The following is a 14,741-nucleotide window of genomic DNA, read 5'->3' as shown; positions in this document are numbered from 1 at the left end:
GGTGGTGGGTGTGTCTCAGGCCCGCACCGGCACCCGGGCGCGCCCGGTCAGCGCCTTGCTCCACGGCAGCCGCCGCAGCACCTCGACGATCGCGAAGGTCAGCGCCACCGTCGCCGGGTACGCCACCAGCGTCGTCCACGGAGCGCCGAACCGGTCGCCGACGAAGACGAACAGCGGGTCCAGCAAGGCGATCGCGATCGGGTGGGTCAGGAACACCGCGAACGACCGGTTCACCGCCCAGGACACGAACCGCCCGCCGCGCTGCCTGCCCTCCGCCCAGCGCGCGCCCGCCAGGTAGATCCCGGCGATCACCGCGACGAACCACGGGATCAGGTAAGGGCGGAAGGCGTCCGACGCCATCTCCGGCCACTCTCCGAAGCGGACACTCACGAAGTAGCCGGTCTCCGCGATCACGAGCCCGCCCGCCATCGCGAGCAGCACCCAGCGCGAATGCGTGCGCAGCCAGGCGTGCACCGCCTCGAAGTGCAGCGCCGCCGCGGTGCCCAGCAGCATGTAGAACTGGTACACGACGAAAGTCGCGAAGAACTGGCTCACAAAACCGTAGCCCAGCACGGCGGGCGGGTAGCTCATGAAGACCGCCACCGCCACCTGAACCGTGCCGGAGACCGCCAGCACCGTCCACGGACGGCGGCGGATCAGGTCGAACAGCTTGGCCAGCAACGGGAAGAGCAGGTACACCTGCAGCGTCACCAGCATGAAATACATGTGGTACCAGGCGTTCCCGGTGAGCAGGTCCAGCCCGAGCGTGCGCAGCTGCGCACCGGCCGAACCGAACGGCTGGTCCGAGGTGATCAGCGAATAAACCCGGTAGATGACCGTCCACACCACGTACGGCACCGCGACCAGCGGGAACCGCCTGCGCCAGAACTTCCCCGCCCGCACCGGGCGGTCCCGGTAGCCGAACACGAGCACGAACGCGGTCAGCGCGAAGAACGCTTCGCGGGTCAGGTGCAGCGGAGTCTGGACCGCGTCGGCGACGACGTCCTGCGGGAACGTGGTGGAGCCGATCACGTGGATGAGGATGACCAGGGCGAACGTGACGACGCGGTACAAATCGAGCTGCCGCAGGTGCGGCGATCTGGCGGGCGCCGGCTCGTCCGCGCGGACGAGCGGGATCTCGGTAGTGGTCATCGTTCGGCCGTGCTCCCGGGGTCGTTGGCGCTCATGGTGCCAGGCTCTCGTGCGCAGCTGTGAGCCACCCATGATCTTCCTGAGACTCGCCTGATGCCGCGCGAAACGGGTGTCGGGTCAGCCACACCCGTACGGGTGAACCGGCGCCACCCTGCGGCACCGGACCACTCGCCCCGCTTGGAACAGGCCGTTCGTCGGGCGTTTCCGGACACTTCACCACAAATCGCCCCGGCCTGGAAATTGGTCTAGTCCACAGTATTGACTCCGGCTGTGCCCTGGTTCACATTCGAATGCGGGCTGGCCCCCGCTCCTGCAGTGATCACCCGTTGTCCGACGCTTGCCGCGCATTCCGGTGCGGCGGGCGGACTTCGCTTGTGCGAGGGAGAACCCTTATGCCCCACCGGACCTTGAGACCGCTGGCCGTGGCCTGCGCCGCCCTGGCCGCCGTGGTCGTGGCCGGTCTCACCATCCTGGCCCGGCCCGCCCCGGCCACCGCTACGCCCGCGCCCTCCTCGGGAGGGACGCGCATCGCGTACTTCGACCAATGGAGCATTTACCAGAACGCCTACTACCTCAAGAACGTCGACAAGATCGCCGACAACATCGATTACCTGCTCTACGACTTCGAGAACATCGACCCGGCCAACCTCACCTGCTTCGAGACGACCAAAGCCACGACCCCGGACCCGGGCGGCGAGGACGACCCGAACGCGGGCGACGGCGCGGGCGACCAGTTCGCCGACTACCAGAAGTCGTTCGGCTCGGACATCAGCGTCGACGGCTCCGCCGACACCTACAACATGCCGATCGTCGGCAACTTCCACCAGCTGCAGGAACTCAAGGCACGGCACCCGAACCTGAAGGTGCTGCTGTCGCTCGGCGGCTGGACCTACTCGAAGTACTTCTCCGACGCGGCCGCTTCGGACTCTTCCCGCAAGAAGTTCGTCAGCTCCTGCATCGACATGTTCATCAAGGGCAACATCCCGTCCGCGGGCGGCTTCGGCGGCCCCGGCACCGCCGCGAACATCTTCGACGGATTCGACATCGACTGGGAGTACCCGGCGCACCCCGGCGGCCACACGGGCAACCACTACAGCCCCAACGACACCCAGAACTTCACCGCGCTGCTCGCCGAGTTCCGCGGCCAGCTGGACGCGCTGGGCAAGCACTACGCGCTTTCGGCCGCCCTGCCCGGCGGCCAGGACAAGATCGCGAAGATCCAGACCGACAAGATCCACCAGTACATGGACTTCGCGGACCCGATGACCTACGACATGCACGGCGCGTGGGACAAGACCGGGCCGACGAACTTCCAGGACCCGCTCTACCCCTCGCCGAACGACCCGTCCACGCCCATCCCGCCGGGCACCGAGAAATACACCATCGACCAGGTGATGAAGGCGTACACGCAAGGCGATCCGGCGTACGGCATCCCCGGCGGGTTCCCGGCGTCGAAGCTGACCTTGGGCATTCCCTTCTACTATCGCGGCTGGACCGGCGTGCCCGCGGGCTCCAACCACGGGCTGTACCAGACCGCCACCGGTCCGTCCGCTCCGCATCCGTTGAGCGGCAACGTCCCCGGCGTCGCGATGTACAAGGAACTCTCCGGCGTGGTCGACAACCCGTCGACGACGTTCTGGGACCCGACAACGCAATCCGCGTGGTTCTACGACGGGACGAGCTTCTACGGCGGTTCGTCGAAACAGTCGATCAAGGCGCGCACCGACTACATCCATTGCAACGGCCTCGGCGGCGCGATGATGTTCTCGCTCTACGACCTCGACCCCGATTCGACGCTGTTCCACGCCGTCGTGGACGGGCTCGCCGCGCCGACGGAGGGCTGTTCCGGCCCGCCGCCGACCACCCCGACGACGCCTACCACGCCGACCACTCCGACAACGCCCACGACCCCGACCACTCCGACGACCCCGACCACGCCCACTACGCCGACCACTCCCACGACCCCGCCGGGCGGCCAGTGCACGGCGGCGGCCTGGGATTCGGGCAAGGTGTACAACGGCGGCGCGGTCGTGTCGTACAACAACCACACCTGGACGGCGAAGTGGTGGACGCAGGGCGAGCAGCCCGGCAGCGCCGACGTCTGGACGGACAACGGAGCCTGCTCCGGCGGCGGCGGTCCCACGACCGCGTGCCCGGCGGCGTGGAACACCTCCCAGTCCTACAACGCGGGCGCGGTGGTGTCCTTCAACGGCCACCGCTGGTCCGCCAAGTGGTGGACGCGGGGCGAACAGCCCGGCAGCGCGGCGGTCTGGGCCGACAACGGCACCTGCTGACCCGCGGCAGCGCATGAACCGGCGGCGGTACCGGATTTCGGTACCGCCGCCGATTTCTGCGCGGGAGGCGCGAAGTCTTTTCGTTCAGTTCGCTCAAGACCGGCACCGATCCGCATTGTCCACAGTGGACACGATAGGCGCGGCAGCCGTTCCCGCGGCAGGCGCACAAGTCGGCGGCGGCACCGGATTCCCCCACCCTCGAAGGGAACCCGGTACCGCCGCCGACTGTTTGTGCGGGAGGAGAAAAGTCTTTCGATCAGTTGCCGGAGGTGGCGACGCCGGGCGCGATCGCCTGCGCGTTGCCCGCGATCCCGTACCGGCCCGAACCGCCGTTGAGCTGTTCCTGCAACGCCAGCACGGTCGCCACCCGGCCCGCCGCCGAATCCGCGTTGTCCACAGTGGACAGAATCGACGTGGCCGACGTGTCCGCGCGCACCACGCCGATCGGACCGGCGCCCTCGGCCGAACCCGGGTCGCCGGCGAGCACGGTGCCCGCGCCGGAACGGTCCATCTGCGCGGCGAACCGCGCGATCGTCGCGGCCCGGTCCCCGGCGCCGTCGCCGGTTTCCTGGGCCCCGGTCAGCACGATCGCCAGCTGCGCGGGCTGCACGCCCTGACTCGGCTTCACGAAACCGCCGTCGGTCAGCCCGCCGAGCGCGGCGGCCAGTTCGTCGCCGCTCGACTGCGGTTTCGCGCTCGCCTTGTCCAGCAGCAGCACCGAACCGAGCAGCGCGCCGGCGAGCGTGCCGGAGTCGCCCGCGGTCGGGAACTTCGCCCCGGCCGGCTGCAGCCGCGTGACGACGTCGCGCAGCTGGTCGGCCTTCGCCGGGTCGGTGAACGCGTTGGTGAGCTGCAGTTCGCCGGTCACCGAGGCGCCGGACTGGCCGACGAGCTTCTTGAGCGCGTCGCGGTCGGCCGGGCGCGCGTCCTGCGTGGTGACGAGGACGACGCTGCGCTTGTCGAGCGCGCCCGCGACGACCTTCGGGCCCATCGTCCCGGCGAAGGCGTCCGCGTCGGCCAGCCGCGCGTTGAGGTTGTTCCGCTGCGCTTCGAGGTCGGACACCTGCGTGCCGAGGTCTTTCTTCTGGTCCGCGAGCCCGGACAGCAGCGAACCGTTGAGCGCGGTCGAGCCCAGCACCACGCCGACGGCCAGCGCCAGGAAGCACGCGGTGATGGAAACGATGTGGTACCGCAGGGAAATCACGTGAAGAGACCCTTCACCCAGGCGACGAACGTGGACCAGGTGTGCTGGATCCACTCGAGGTAGACGGAGCCGACGTCGGAGACCAGCAGCGCGGCCACGACGACGACGATGGCGGCGAGGACGAGCAGTGCGACCGCGCCGAGCGACACCCGGCTGCGGTGCAGCGTCGCGACGGCCTTGCCGTCGACCAGCTTGGTGCCGAGCTTGAGCCGCGTGAGGAACGTGGACGGGTTCGACCCGGACCGGCCGTGGTCGAGGAATTCCCGCAGCGTGGCCTGGAACCCGACGGTGACGACGAGGCTCGCGCCGTGCGCGTCGGCCAGCAGCAGGGCGAGGTCCTCGGCGTTGCCGGACGCGGGGAAGGTGACCGCGCCGATGCCCAGGTCCTGGATCCGCTCGACGCCCGGCGCGTGCCCGTCCGGCTGCGCGGGGACGACGACCTCGCCGCCGCTGCGCAGCGTCGCGGTGCCGATCCCGGTCGGGTCGCCGACCATGACGTCGGGCTGGTAGCCCTGCGCGCGCAGGGTGTCCGCGCCGGCGTCGACGCCGACCAGCACCGGCCGGTGCTCGCCGATGTACTTCTTGAGCTTCTTGAGGTCCTCGGCGTGCCCGGTGCCCGCGGCGACGACCAGCACGTGCCGGTCGCGCACCGGGACCTTCAGCTCCGGCACGCCGACGCCGTCGAGGATCAGCGTCCGCTCGCGGCGGAGGAACTCGATCGTGTTGGCGGAGAAGGCTTCCAGCTGGGTCGACATCCCGGCCTTGGCCTCGATCATCTGGTCGGCGACGCTTTCGGGGGTCTGCTCGTCCCCGGTCGCCAGCTGCCGCTCCCCGAGGTACACCGCGCCCTCGTGCACGCGCAGCTTCGTGCCGTCCTTGACGGTGCGCAGCAGCTCGCCGCCGACCGAGTCGATCAGCGGGATGCCCGCCGCCACCAGGATTTCCGGGCCGAGGTTGGGAAACCGGCCGGAGATCGACGGCGAGGCGTTGACCACCGCGGCGACCTCGGCGGCGACCAGCGCGTCGGCGGTGGCCCGGTCGAGGTCGAGCTGGTCGAGCACGGCGATGTCGCCGGCGCTGACCCGGCGCAGCAGCTCGCGCGTGCGCCGGTCGACCCGCGCGACACCGATGACGCCGGGAAGGGCTTCGTGGTTCCGCGCGAGAAGACCAGTGAGCTTCATGTGGCTGATGGTGACAAATTTGTGCCTGGGGACAGAGCCGACGCGCCGAAGCGGACATGACTCGTTGTGGTGAGCCATGTCGCGCGGGGCGCGGAGCCGGGGTTAACTGTGCGGTCCGCCCGCTCCGAAATCGAGGTTGGACCAGGGGCTCGCGGGATCGTTCAGCAGGCGGTGGCGGACCCGGGCGGCGCAGGCGTACTCCGGCCCGAATTCCTCGCCGTCGAGCGCGAGCAGCCTGCCCAGCACGTAACCGGTGGACAATTCGGCCCACGATTCGTGGTAGCGGCGGGCGATCGCCCCGGCCTCCAGCACCATCAATTCCGCGGTGAGCGCGTCGCAGTAGCCGACCGCCAGGCCCCAGCGCGCCAGTTCGACCGCGCGGCCGACGTCCCAGCCGATGATGCTGTCCACCACGCCGTCCGGAGCGAGCAGGCCGTCGGCGCGGAAACGCTGTTCGTACCGCACGATCCGGCGCACCGCCTCGACGAGCGGCCCGGCCTGGTCCTCGGCGTCGTTGTCGGCGCACCACTGCCGGACGAGCTCGACCCAGCCGTAGACGTCCAGCGCCAGCCCGCTGCGGGCGCGCAGCACGAGCACGAGGTTTCCGGTCGTGAGCTGGTAGGAATCGCCGAGCAGCCGGTCCATCGCGGCCCGCCAGCCCGCCGCGTCCGCGACGCCCCACCAGTCGCGCAGGCCGCGGACCTCGGCGACGTAATCGTGGTAGCGCGCGTCGAGGACGTTCCACGGTTCGGCCGACAGCACCGCCTGGTGCGCGCCGCACGCGAGCGCGTGCGCGACCGGACCGTCGAGAAGCCCGTACCGTGCCGTGTAAAGCCGCTCGACCTGCTGCTCCACCGCGGTGACCCGGTGCGGGTTCGCGTCGACCCACGGCAGCACGGCGTTCGCGCCCACCCGCCATTCGCCGAGCGTGCCGCGATTGAACACGACCTGTTCCCCCTGGCCGAGACCGTGCGTGGCCCAGTCAAGATCCCCGCTGAGAAACACCACGTCCGCGCCGAAATCCGGCAGCGCGCCGCGGGTGAACACCTGCAGCGACGATTCGCCGCCGTGCGCGCAGCAGACTTTCGCCGGCGACCAGGTCCGGTCCTGCGCGAGCCGCTGCGCCTCGTCCCGGTGGATCGGGACGAACAGCTCCTCGTCGCCGAGGAGTTCGAGGAAACGGTCGAGATCGTCCTCCCGCCGCGCGCGGGCGAGTTCGGCTTCGACGTCGGCCAGCGTGGCCCAGGTCATGGAATCCGCCTCAGCCCTTCTTCGCGCGCTTGCGCTTCGCGCCGGGGTTCTTCGCCTTGTCTTTTTCCGCGGTGGCAAGCAATTCCTCGGCGTGCGCGCGGCCGGTCTCGGTGCCGTCCATGCCCGCGAGCATCCGCGCCAGCTCGCGCACCCGGTCGCTCTGGTCGAGCGTCTTCACGCCGCTGCGCGTGACGCCGCCGCTGGTTCCCTTGTCCACCACCAGATGCTGGTCGGCGAACGCGGCGACCTGCGGCAGGTGCGTGACCACCAGGACCTGGTGGGTGCGGGCGAGCCGGGCCAGCCGCCGTCCGATCTCCACCGCGGCCCGGCCGCCGACTCCGGCGTCGACCTCGTCGAACACCAGCGTCTGCACAGTGTCCGCGTGCGCCAGCACGACCTCGATCGCCAGCATCACGCGCGACAGCTCACCGCCCGAGGCGGCCTTGTGCACCGGCAGCGGCGGCGCGCCGTTGTGCGCCCGCAGCAGCAATTCCACCTCGTCGACGCCGTCCGGGCCCGCGTGCACCGCGTGTCCGTCGATCGCGAGCGCCTGCCGGTCGCCGTGCTCGGCCGGACGCTGTTCGACGGTGATCTCCAGCTCCGCCTGGCCCATCGCGAGACCGGACAGTTCCTTGGTGATCGCCGTCGCCAGTTCGGCGGCCGCCTTGCCGCGCGCGGCGGAGACTTCGGTCGCGTGCGCGACCAGCTGCACGGCCAGCTCGTCGCGGCGCAAGGCCAGCGTCGCTAACGCCTCTTCGGAGGTGTCCATCGATTCGAGCCGGCGGCGCGCGTCCTCGGCCCACGCCAGCACCCCGTCGACGTCCGCGGCGTACTTGCGGGTGAGCCGTTTGAGATCGGCCTGGCGCGCGAGCACCTTCTCCAGCAGCGCCGGGTCGGCGTCCAGATTCTCGACGTAGCTGCCCAGCTCCGCGCCGACGTCGCTCAGCAGCGTGGAGGCTTCCTCCAGCCGCGGCACGAGGTCGCGCAGCGCGGGATCCTCCGCCGAGACCAGCCGCCGCACCGCTTCGCCGACCAGCCCGAGCGCGCCCGGCGCGTCCGGGTCGCCGTCCTGCGCGCCGGACACCGCCGCGTGCGATTCGGTGGCCATCGCGCGGAGTTCGTCGACCGCGGCGAGCCGCTTGATCTGCTCGGTGAGCTCGACATCCTCGCCCGGTTCGGGCGCGACCGCGTCGATCTCGTTCAGCCCGTGCTTGAGCAGGTCCGCCTGCTGCGCCATCTCGCGGGAGCGGTTGGAGCGCTCGCTCAGCTCGGTCAGCACGGCCAGCCATTCCTCGCGGACCCGGCGGTACCGCGCGAGCGGCCCGCCCACGTCCTCGCCGGCGAACCGGTCGATCACCGCGCGCTGCTCGGCCGGGCGCAGCAGCCGCAGCTGGTCGTTCTGCCCGTGCACGGCGATCACCTGCTCGGACAGCTCGGCCAGCACCCCGACCGGCACCGACCGGCCGCCCAGGTGCGCCCGCGAGCGCCCGTCAGCCGCGACCGTGCGCAGCGCGATGACGCTGCCGTCCTCGTCGACGTCAGCCCCCGAATCGGTGACGATGCGGGCGGCCGCGTCGTCCTTGCCCACGGTGAACCGGCCCTCGACGAATGCCTTCAGCATCCCGTTCCGGACCTTCGACGCCTCGGCCCGTCCGCCCGAAAGCAGATGCAGCCCGGTGACGACCATGGTTTTGCCCGCACCCGTCTCACCGGTGACCACGGTGAAGCCCGCGTGCAGTTCCAGCAGGGCTTCCTCGATGACTCCGAGGCCCTGGATGCGCATCTCGGCCAGCACGACGCATACGGTAGCGGCCCGCACCGACCTTCTGTGCGTTCGAGGTCCGCTAACTCTTCTTTTCGCTGGTCGAACACTTGTGCGGGCGCGTCGCGAATCAGCTGCCCGGACGCTCCCCGCCGCGCCGGTCGCGCCAGCTGCGCACCGGCAGGCCGAACTTGTACACCAGCCGGTCGGTGAACACGCCGTCCCACAGCCGCACCAGCCGCACCGGCTGCCTGCCGCACACGACGCGCACCAGCGCGCCCGGCGGCAGGTCGAACGACCGCAGCCCGTCGCAGGTCAGCGCCGCTTTCGGGCCGGTCGGGTCGATGCCGACGGTGATCACCGACTCGGGCGAGACGACCAGCGGCCGGGAGAACATCGCGTGCGCGTTGCTCGGCACCACGAGCAGCGCCTCGACGTCCGGCCACAGCACCGGCCCGCCCGCGGAGAAGGCGTACGCGGTGGAGCCGGTCGGCGTCGCGCACAGCACGCCGTCGCAGCCGAAAGACGACACCGGCCGGCCGTCGACCTCGATCAGCGCGTCGAGCACCCGCTCGCGGCTGAACTTCTCGACGCTGGCCTCGTTGAGCGCCCACGTGCGGTAGATCTCCGCGCCGTCGGCGGTGACCGTGACGTCGACCGTCATCCGGTCCTCGACGTGGTACTCGCGGTCGACCACGCGCTGCACGGCGTCGGCGAGCGCGTCCGAATCGGCCTCGGCGAGGAAGCCGACGCGACCGAGGTTCACGCCGAGCACCGGCACTTCCGCCGGGCGGGCGAGTTCCGCCGCGCGCAGCAGGGTTCCGTCGCCGCCGAGCACGAACACGAGTTCGGCCCCCTCGGCCGGATTGTGCTCGGGCGCGACGACGGTGCACGGCTTGGCCATGCAGCCGTCCGGGTCGATCAGCTGAAGAACGTCCTCGTCGAGCACGCGCAGCCGGATTCCGGCCTTCGCGAATCGCTGGGACACCTCGCGGGCGGCCTCCCGGGTGGTGTCCCGGTCGGGGTGCACCACGAGGAGCACTTCACGTTCGGCGGTCACTGGGGTCCTTCCTGGACTGCGGCGCGAACGAGCCGTTCGGCGTCGTCGCCGCCCGCGTCTTCCGGCTCCGTTTTGCGGAGCCACACGAAGTATTCGACGTTCCCGGAGGGCCCGGGCAACGGGCTCGCGACGACCCCGCGCAGCGACAGGCCGAGCTTCGCGGCTTCGGCGAGCACGCCCAGCACGGATTCGGCGCGCAGTTCGGGGTCGCGGACCACGCCGCCGCTGCCGAGCCGGTCCTTGCCGACCTCGAACTGCGGTTTGACCATCGGCAGCAGGTCCGCGCCGTCGCGCGCGCACGCGGCGAGCGCGGGCAGCACGAGCTTGAGCGAGATGAAGGAAAGGTCGCCGACGACGAGATCGACCTGGCCGCCGAGGACGTCCGGCGTCAGGTTGCGGACATTCGTGCGGTCGAGGACCACGACGCGATCGTCGGTCTGCAGCTTCCAATCGAGGAGCCCGCGCCCGACATCCGCGGCGATGACCTTCTCCGCGCCGCCCCGCAGCAGCACATCGGTGAACCCGCCAGTGGACGCGCCCGCGTCGAGACAGCGGCGGCCTTCGACGGTCAGCCCTTCCGGACCGAAACGCTCAAGCGCGCCAAGGAGTTTGTGCGCGCCGCGCGACGCCCAGCCCGGGTCGTCCTCGTCCTTCACGACGATCGGCGCGTCGTTTTCCACGCCGGTGGCGGGTTTCGTGGCGACCATGCCGCGCACGGTGACCTTGCCGCCGGCGATCAGCGCGGAGGCTTGTTCGCGGGAGCGGGCGAGTCCGCGCCGCACGAGTTCCGCGTCGAGCCTGGCCCGTTTGGCCACGCCGGTCAGACCTTGTCGATGCTGGACAGGGCCACGGTCAGCTCGGTGTGCACGGCCTCGAACCGGTCCACGTGCTCGGCGGGCGGCAGCGTGTCGAGGTCGTCGAGCCCGGCGACGGCCTCGTCGATGCCCGCCCGCGGGTCAGTCTGCTGCGGGCCGGGTCCGGGGATCGGCGGGGGTCCGGGAACCGGCCGCGGAACGTTCGGGTGCACCGCCCCAAACTACCAGTCAGGCCAGCCCGAGCCCGGCCACTGCCGCCGCGGCCGCGTCGCCTTCCGCGCGCACCTGCGTGACCCCGGTGCGCCACGCCGCGTCGCACAGCGCGCGCAGCAGGTCGAGCTTGTCGCCCTCGCCGCGAACAATCAATGCTTCGCTGCCCTCGCTGATTTCCCAGCCGGGCCGCTTGCCGATGCGCAATTCGTCCACCGGCTGCGCGAGCGCGGTGAGATCCGCACCCAGATGCGTCGGCCGTTCCGCCGGAATCGCGGTCAGCAGCGTCGCCGGAGTCGCGATGCCGGTGAGGACGCACAGCGAATCGAGCCCCGCCGCGACCGCACCCGCGATGTCGGTGTCGAGCCGATCCCCGACCACCAGCGGACGCTTCGCCTCCGCCGACCGCGCGGCCGTCTCGAACAACAACGGCTGCGGCTTCCCCGCGACCACCGGCTCTTCCCCGGTGGCGATCCGCAGCGCGCCGACCATGGATCCGTTGCCCGGCATCAGCCCGCGCTCGGTGGGCAGCGTGGTGTCGGTGTTCGTGGCGACCCACAGCCCGCCCGCCCGGATCACGATGCTCGCCTCGGCGAGGTCAGCCCACCCGGTTTCCGGCGAATGTCCTTGCACCACCGCGGAAACGTCGTCGCCCGCGGTCCGCACCGGCTCCAGCCCCGCCGCGGCGATCTGGTCGCCGAGCGAGGCTGTGCCGACGATGAGCACCTTGGCCCCGGCGGGCAGCCGGTCCCGGAGGAGCGCGGCCGCCGCCTGAGCGCTCGTGTGCACCTCTTCGGTGTCCGCGGTGATGCCGAGGTCCCGGAGGTGCTCAGCGACCGCGGACGGGGCCTTTGACGCGTTGTTGGTCACGAACCGGACCGCCGTGCCCTGCTCGCGCACGGCGGTCACGGTTTCCGCGGCCCCGTCGATCACCTGCGGCCCGTGGTACACGGTGCCGTCGAGATCGAACAGGAGCGCGTCGTAGGCCACGTCAGGCATCCGGCTCGTCGGGCTCGGTCGATCCGTTCGCCTCGTCGGATCCGTTCGCCTCGTTCGCGAGGTCCGCGGCGCGCTCGGCGGCGTCGGTCTCGTCCTCGGCGTCAGCCTCAGCGGCGTTCAGGAACCACCGCACGGCCTCTTCCTTGCGTCCGGCGGCCTCGAGGTTGTCGGCATAGGCGTAGAACAGGCGGGCGCTCCACGGGTCGCGCTTGGCCGCTTCGAGGTCCGGCCCCTGCAGGGACACGACCGCCGCGTCCAGCTGCCCGAGATCGCGCCGCGCACCCGCCGCGACGATCGCCAGCTCGACCTGGGTCGCCTTGGTGAGCCGTTCCTTGTCGGTCTCCTTGGCGAGGTCCAGAGCGCGCTCCGGACGGCCCAGCGCGCGCTCGGCGTCCGCGATGATCGCGATGTGCTCGTCGCTGCGCGTCATCCGCCGGACGGCGCGCAGTTCGGACAGCGCTTCCTGCCAGTTGCCCGCGTGGTAGGCGACCAGCCCGAGCCCTTCGCGGACGATCGGCACCCGCGACGCCTTGGTCTTCGCGTACCGGGCGTGCTCAAGCGCGGCCTCGGGGTCCTCGTCGACCAGCCCGCCCGCGGCGACCAGGTGCTTCCCGACGGTTTCCGCGAGCCCCTTCGGCAGGGTCCGCAGCTCCCGGCGGACCTCCTCGTCAAGGTCGGAGAACTCGATGTCCTCGGGCAGCTCCGGTGCTTCGAGCAGCTCACGGGCGAGGGCGGCGTCCTGTTCTTCGACGGTCACCGGCCGCTTGGTGCGGGGACGGTCGTCCCGGCGGTCACCGCGATCACCCCGGCTGTCCCGGCTGTCCCGGCCGCCACGGCTGTCCCGGTCTCCGCGGTCGCTGCGGTTGTCGCGCTCCCGACGGTCCTGTCGTTCGCCCTGGTCCTCGCGGTTGTCCCGAGGCTCGTCCGCGTCGCGCCGTTCCTGGCCCTCGGCGGTCTCGACCCGGTCCCCCGCGCCCGGCTCGACGCCAGAGCCCGCGGTCACCTCGTCGACCACCGCGGATTCCTCGACCGCGGCCGACGCGGTCTCCTCGTCACGCCGCCCCCGGACACCGTCGTCCTGACGGTCCTTCCGGAAACCACCGTCGCGCTGGTCCTTCCGGAACCCGCCGGAGTCCCCGTCGCGATCGCGCCGGAACCCGCCCGAACGCTCGTCCCGGCGGTCCCCGCCAGGCCGCTTGCCGCCGTATCCGCCGGACCGGTCGTCACGACGGAACCCGCCGGGCCGGTCGCCCCGGCTGCCGCCTTCGTCACGCCGCTCATTGCGGTACCCGCCCGAACGGTCGTCCCGACGGTCCCCGCGGTTGCCGCCTTCGTCGCGCCGGTCGCTGCGGAAGCCGCCCGGCCGGTCGTCGCGCCGGTTGTCCCGGAACCCGCCGGAGCGGTCGTCCCGGCGATCCCCGCGGTAGCCGCCCTCGTCGCGACGGAAGCCGCCCGAACGGTTGTCCCGGCGGTCGTCGCGATCGTTGCGGAACCCGCGGTCGTCGCGCCGGTCGCCCTGGTTCCCGCCGGACCGATCGTCGCGGAATCCACCGGAATTCCGGTTCCCGCCACGGAATCCGCCGTCGCGCGGACCGCGGTCGTCCCGGTCCCGGTACCCGCCCGGCTTGCCGCCGCGGTCGTCGCGGTAGCCGCCGCGCGCGTCGCGATCACCGGGCTTGCCGCCGCGGTTGTCGCGGTCGCCGTAACCGCCGCGCCGGTCATTGTCGCGGAATCCGCCGGACCCGCGCCGATCGTCGCGGAAACCGCCGCTCTGGGAGTCCTTGCCGCGGTATCCGCCCGGACCGCGCCGGTCGTCGCCGCCCGAGTAACCGCCGCGACGGTCGTCGCCGCCACGCCGGTCGTCGTTCCAGCGCCCGCCGGACCGCTCCCCGTACGAGGACTTGCCCTGCGGCCGACCGCCGCGGTCGCCGTAGGAGGATTTCCCTTCCGGCCGGCCCGAACGGTCACCGTAAGACTTGCCGGGTCCGCCGGAGCGCTCGCCGTAGGAGGACCGTCCTTCGGAGCGCTCGCCGTACGAGGATCGCCCCTCGGAACGGTTGCCGTAGGACGAGCGTCCCTCCGGACGCCCGGAGCGGTCGCCGTAGGAAGGCTTGCCGCCCGGTCCGCCGGAGCGGTCGCCGTAGGAGGGCTTGCCGCCGGGTCCGCCGGAGCGGTCGCCGTAGGACTTGCCCTGCGGGCGGTCGAACTCGCGCTTGCCGCGAGGGCGGAAGTCGCGGTCGTCGTCGCGTTTGCCGGCGTATCCGCCGCGCTGTTCGCGGGGACCGTCGCCGTGCCCGGGGCGGCCTGCGAAGCCGCCGGAACCGCGGGCGCCGCGGTCGTCTCGGCGGGGCTTGCCCTGGTGAGCGTTGTCCCGCCCGCCGCGGTCCTGCCGCGCGCCGCGCCGGTCTCCCCGGGGCGCGTCGGACCTGCCGCCGCGGGAGTCCTGGTCGCGGCGAGCCGACCGACCGGACCCCTCATCCGCTGAGTCTCGTCGACCGAACTCGGACACCTGGCCTCCTGCCATAGACAACTCTGGAATTCTGAGGACGGCCCTCGGTTACGAGGGCCAATTGACTATCCTACGGGCCCGTTCGGAGCAACCTCGCGCGGGCGGACCTGTGGCCGGCCCCGCGCGCTGCCCGAGCGGATGCGAACATGAGTCTGGGCCCCGGGAGAACCGCGGGGGTTCTCGGACCGGGGCCCAGACTTCTCATGTTGAGTTCGGCGGTGTCCTACTCTCCCACAACCCTTCGGTTGCAGTACCATCGGCGCAGTCAGGCTTAGCTTCCGGGTTCGGAATGGGACCGGGCGTT

General features: G+C 71.4%; 11 protein-coding genes and 1 rRNA gene. 1 reads left to right on the top strand and 11 read right to left on the bottom strand.

The window, feature by feature from the left end; translation table 11 throughout:
• Positions 1-15 precede the first annotated feature (15 nt).
• Entirely contained in the window at positions 16-1,152 is a 1,137-nt protein-coding gene (locus ACZ7SW_RS25515) for an acyltransferase (RefSeq protein WP_470232878.1), read from the bottom strand.
• A 392-nt stretch (positions 1,153-1,544) separates the two neighbouring features.
• Here ACZ7SW_RS25515 and ACZ7SW_RS25510 point away from each other — a divergent pair, with 392 nt between their 5' ends.
• Positions 1,545-3,446: a glycosyl hydrolase family 18 protein gene (locus ACZ7SW_RS25510; RefSeq protein ID WP_470232877.1), complete on the top strand. Its 1,902-nt coding sequence runs from the start codon at positions 1,545-1,547 to the stop codon at positions 3,444-3,446.
• Positions 3,447-3,702: 256 nt separating this feature from the next.
• Here the strand turns inward: ACZ7SW_RS25510 and ACZ7SW_RS25505 are convergent, their stop codons facing one another.
• The 10 genes from ACZ7SW_RS25505 to rrf form a co-directional block, all read right to left on the bottom strand.
• Entirely contained in the window at positions 3,703-4,650 is a 948-nt protein-coding gene (locus tag ACZ7SW_RS25505) for a copper transporter (RefSeq protein WP_470232876.1), read from the bottom strand.
• Positions 4,647-5,831 carry a putative cytokinetic ring protein SteA gene (steA, locus tag ACZ7SW_RS25500; protein WP_470232875.1) on the bottom strand — a complete coding sequence of 395 codons (1,185 nt, stop codon included), beginning with the start codon at positions 5,829-5,831 and terminating at the stop codon, positions 4,647-4,649. The genes ACZ7SW_RS25505 and steA overlap by 4 nt, the downstream gene beginning before the upstream one ends.
• Before the next feature lie 102 nt (positions 5,832-5,933).
• A complete protein-coding gene (locus ACZ7SW_RS25495; protein WP_470232874.1) occupies positions 5,934-7,082 on the bottom strand; it encodes a DUF1266 domain-containing protein in 1,149 nt (382 codons plus the stop codon).
• A gap of 10 nt (positions 7,083-7,092) precedes the next feature.
• Positions 7,093-8,877 carry a DNA repair protein RecN gene (gene recN / locus ACZ7SW_RS25490; protein ID WP_470232873.1) on the bottom strand — a complete coding sequence of 595 codons (1,785 nt, stop codon included), beginning with the start codon at positions 8,875-8,877 and terminating at the stop codon, positions 7,093-7,095.
• 97 nt (positions 8,878-8,974) lie between these two features.
• Positions 8,975-9,904, bottom strand: coding sequence for an NAD kinase (locus tag ACZ7SW_RS25485; protein ID WP_344277580.1), 930 nt, complete (start codon positions 9,902-9,904; stop codon positions 8,975-8,977).
• Positions 9,901-10,719, bottom strand: coding sequence for a TlyA family RNA methyltransferase (locus ACZ7SW_RS25480; protein ID WP_470232872.1), 819 nt, complete (start codon positions 10,717-10,719; stop codon positions 9,901-9,903). Before ACZ7SW_RS25480 ends, ACZ7SW_RS25485 begins: the two co-directional genes overlap by 4 nt.
• A gap of 5 nt (positions 10,720-10,724) precedes the next feature.
• Positions 10,725-10,931, bottom strand: coding sequence for a hypothetical protein (locus ACZ7SW_RS25475; RefSeq protein ID WP_009079580.1), 207 nt, complete (start codon positions 10,929-10,931; stop codon positions 10,725-10,727).
• A gap of 16 nt (positions 10,932-10,947) precedes the next feature.
• Positions 10,948-11,928 carry an HAD-IIA family hydrolase gene (locus ACZ7SW_RS25470; RefSeq protein WP_470232871.1) on the bottom strand — a complete coding sequence of 327 codons (981 nt, stop codon included), beginning with the start codon at positions 11,926-11,928 and terminating at the stop codon, positions 10,948-10,950.
• Positions 11,921-14,437, bottom strand: a complete 2,517-nt coding sequence (locus tag ACZ7SW_RS25465; RefSeq protein ID WP_470232870.1) for a tetratricopeptide repeat protein — start codon at positions 14,435-14,437, stop codon at positions 11,921-11,923. The genes ACZ7SW_RS25470 and ACZ7SW_RS25465 overlap by 8 nt, the downstream gene beginning before the upstream one ends.
• A gap of 210 nt (positions 14,438-14,647) precedes the next feature.
• Positions 14,648-14,741, bottom strand: a 5S ribosomal RNA gene (rrf, locus tag ACZ7SW_RS25460); the annotation flags it as partial.

It is taken from the genome of Amycolatopsis sp. NPDC114484 (assembly GCF_055633755.1).
This window is presented reverse-complemented; position numbering and strand designations above follow the sequence as displayed.

What these genes read in the sequence shown, in the direction of transcription:
- ACZ7SW_RS25515 (WP_470232878.1), bottom strand. Translation starts at nt 1,152, where the DNA reads ATGACCACTACCGAGATCCCGCTCGTCCGCGCGGACGAGCCGGCGCCC.
- ACZ7SW_RS25510 (WP_470232877.1), top strand. Translation starts at nt 1,545, where the DNA reads ATGCCCCACCGGACCTTGAGACCGCTGGCCGTGGCCTGCGCCGCCCTG.
- steA (WP_470232875.1), bottom strand. Translation starts at nt 5,831, where the DNA reads ATGAAGCTCACTGGTCTTCTCGCGCGGAACCACGAAGCCCTTCCCGGC.
- ACZ7SW_RS25495 (WP_470232874.1), bottom strand. Translation starts at nt 7,082, where the DNA reads ATGACCTGGGCCACGCTGGCCGACGTCGAAGCCGAACTCGCCCGCGCG.
- ACZ7SW_RS25470 (WP_470232871.1), bottom strand. Translation starts at nt 11,928, where the DNA reads ATGCCTGACGTGGCCTACGACGCGCTCCTGTTCGATCTCGACGGCACC.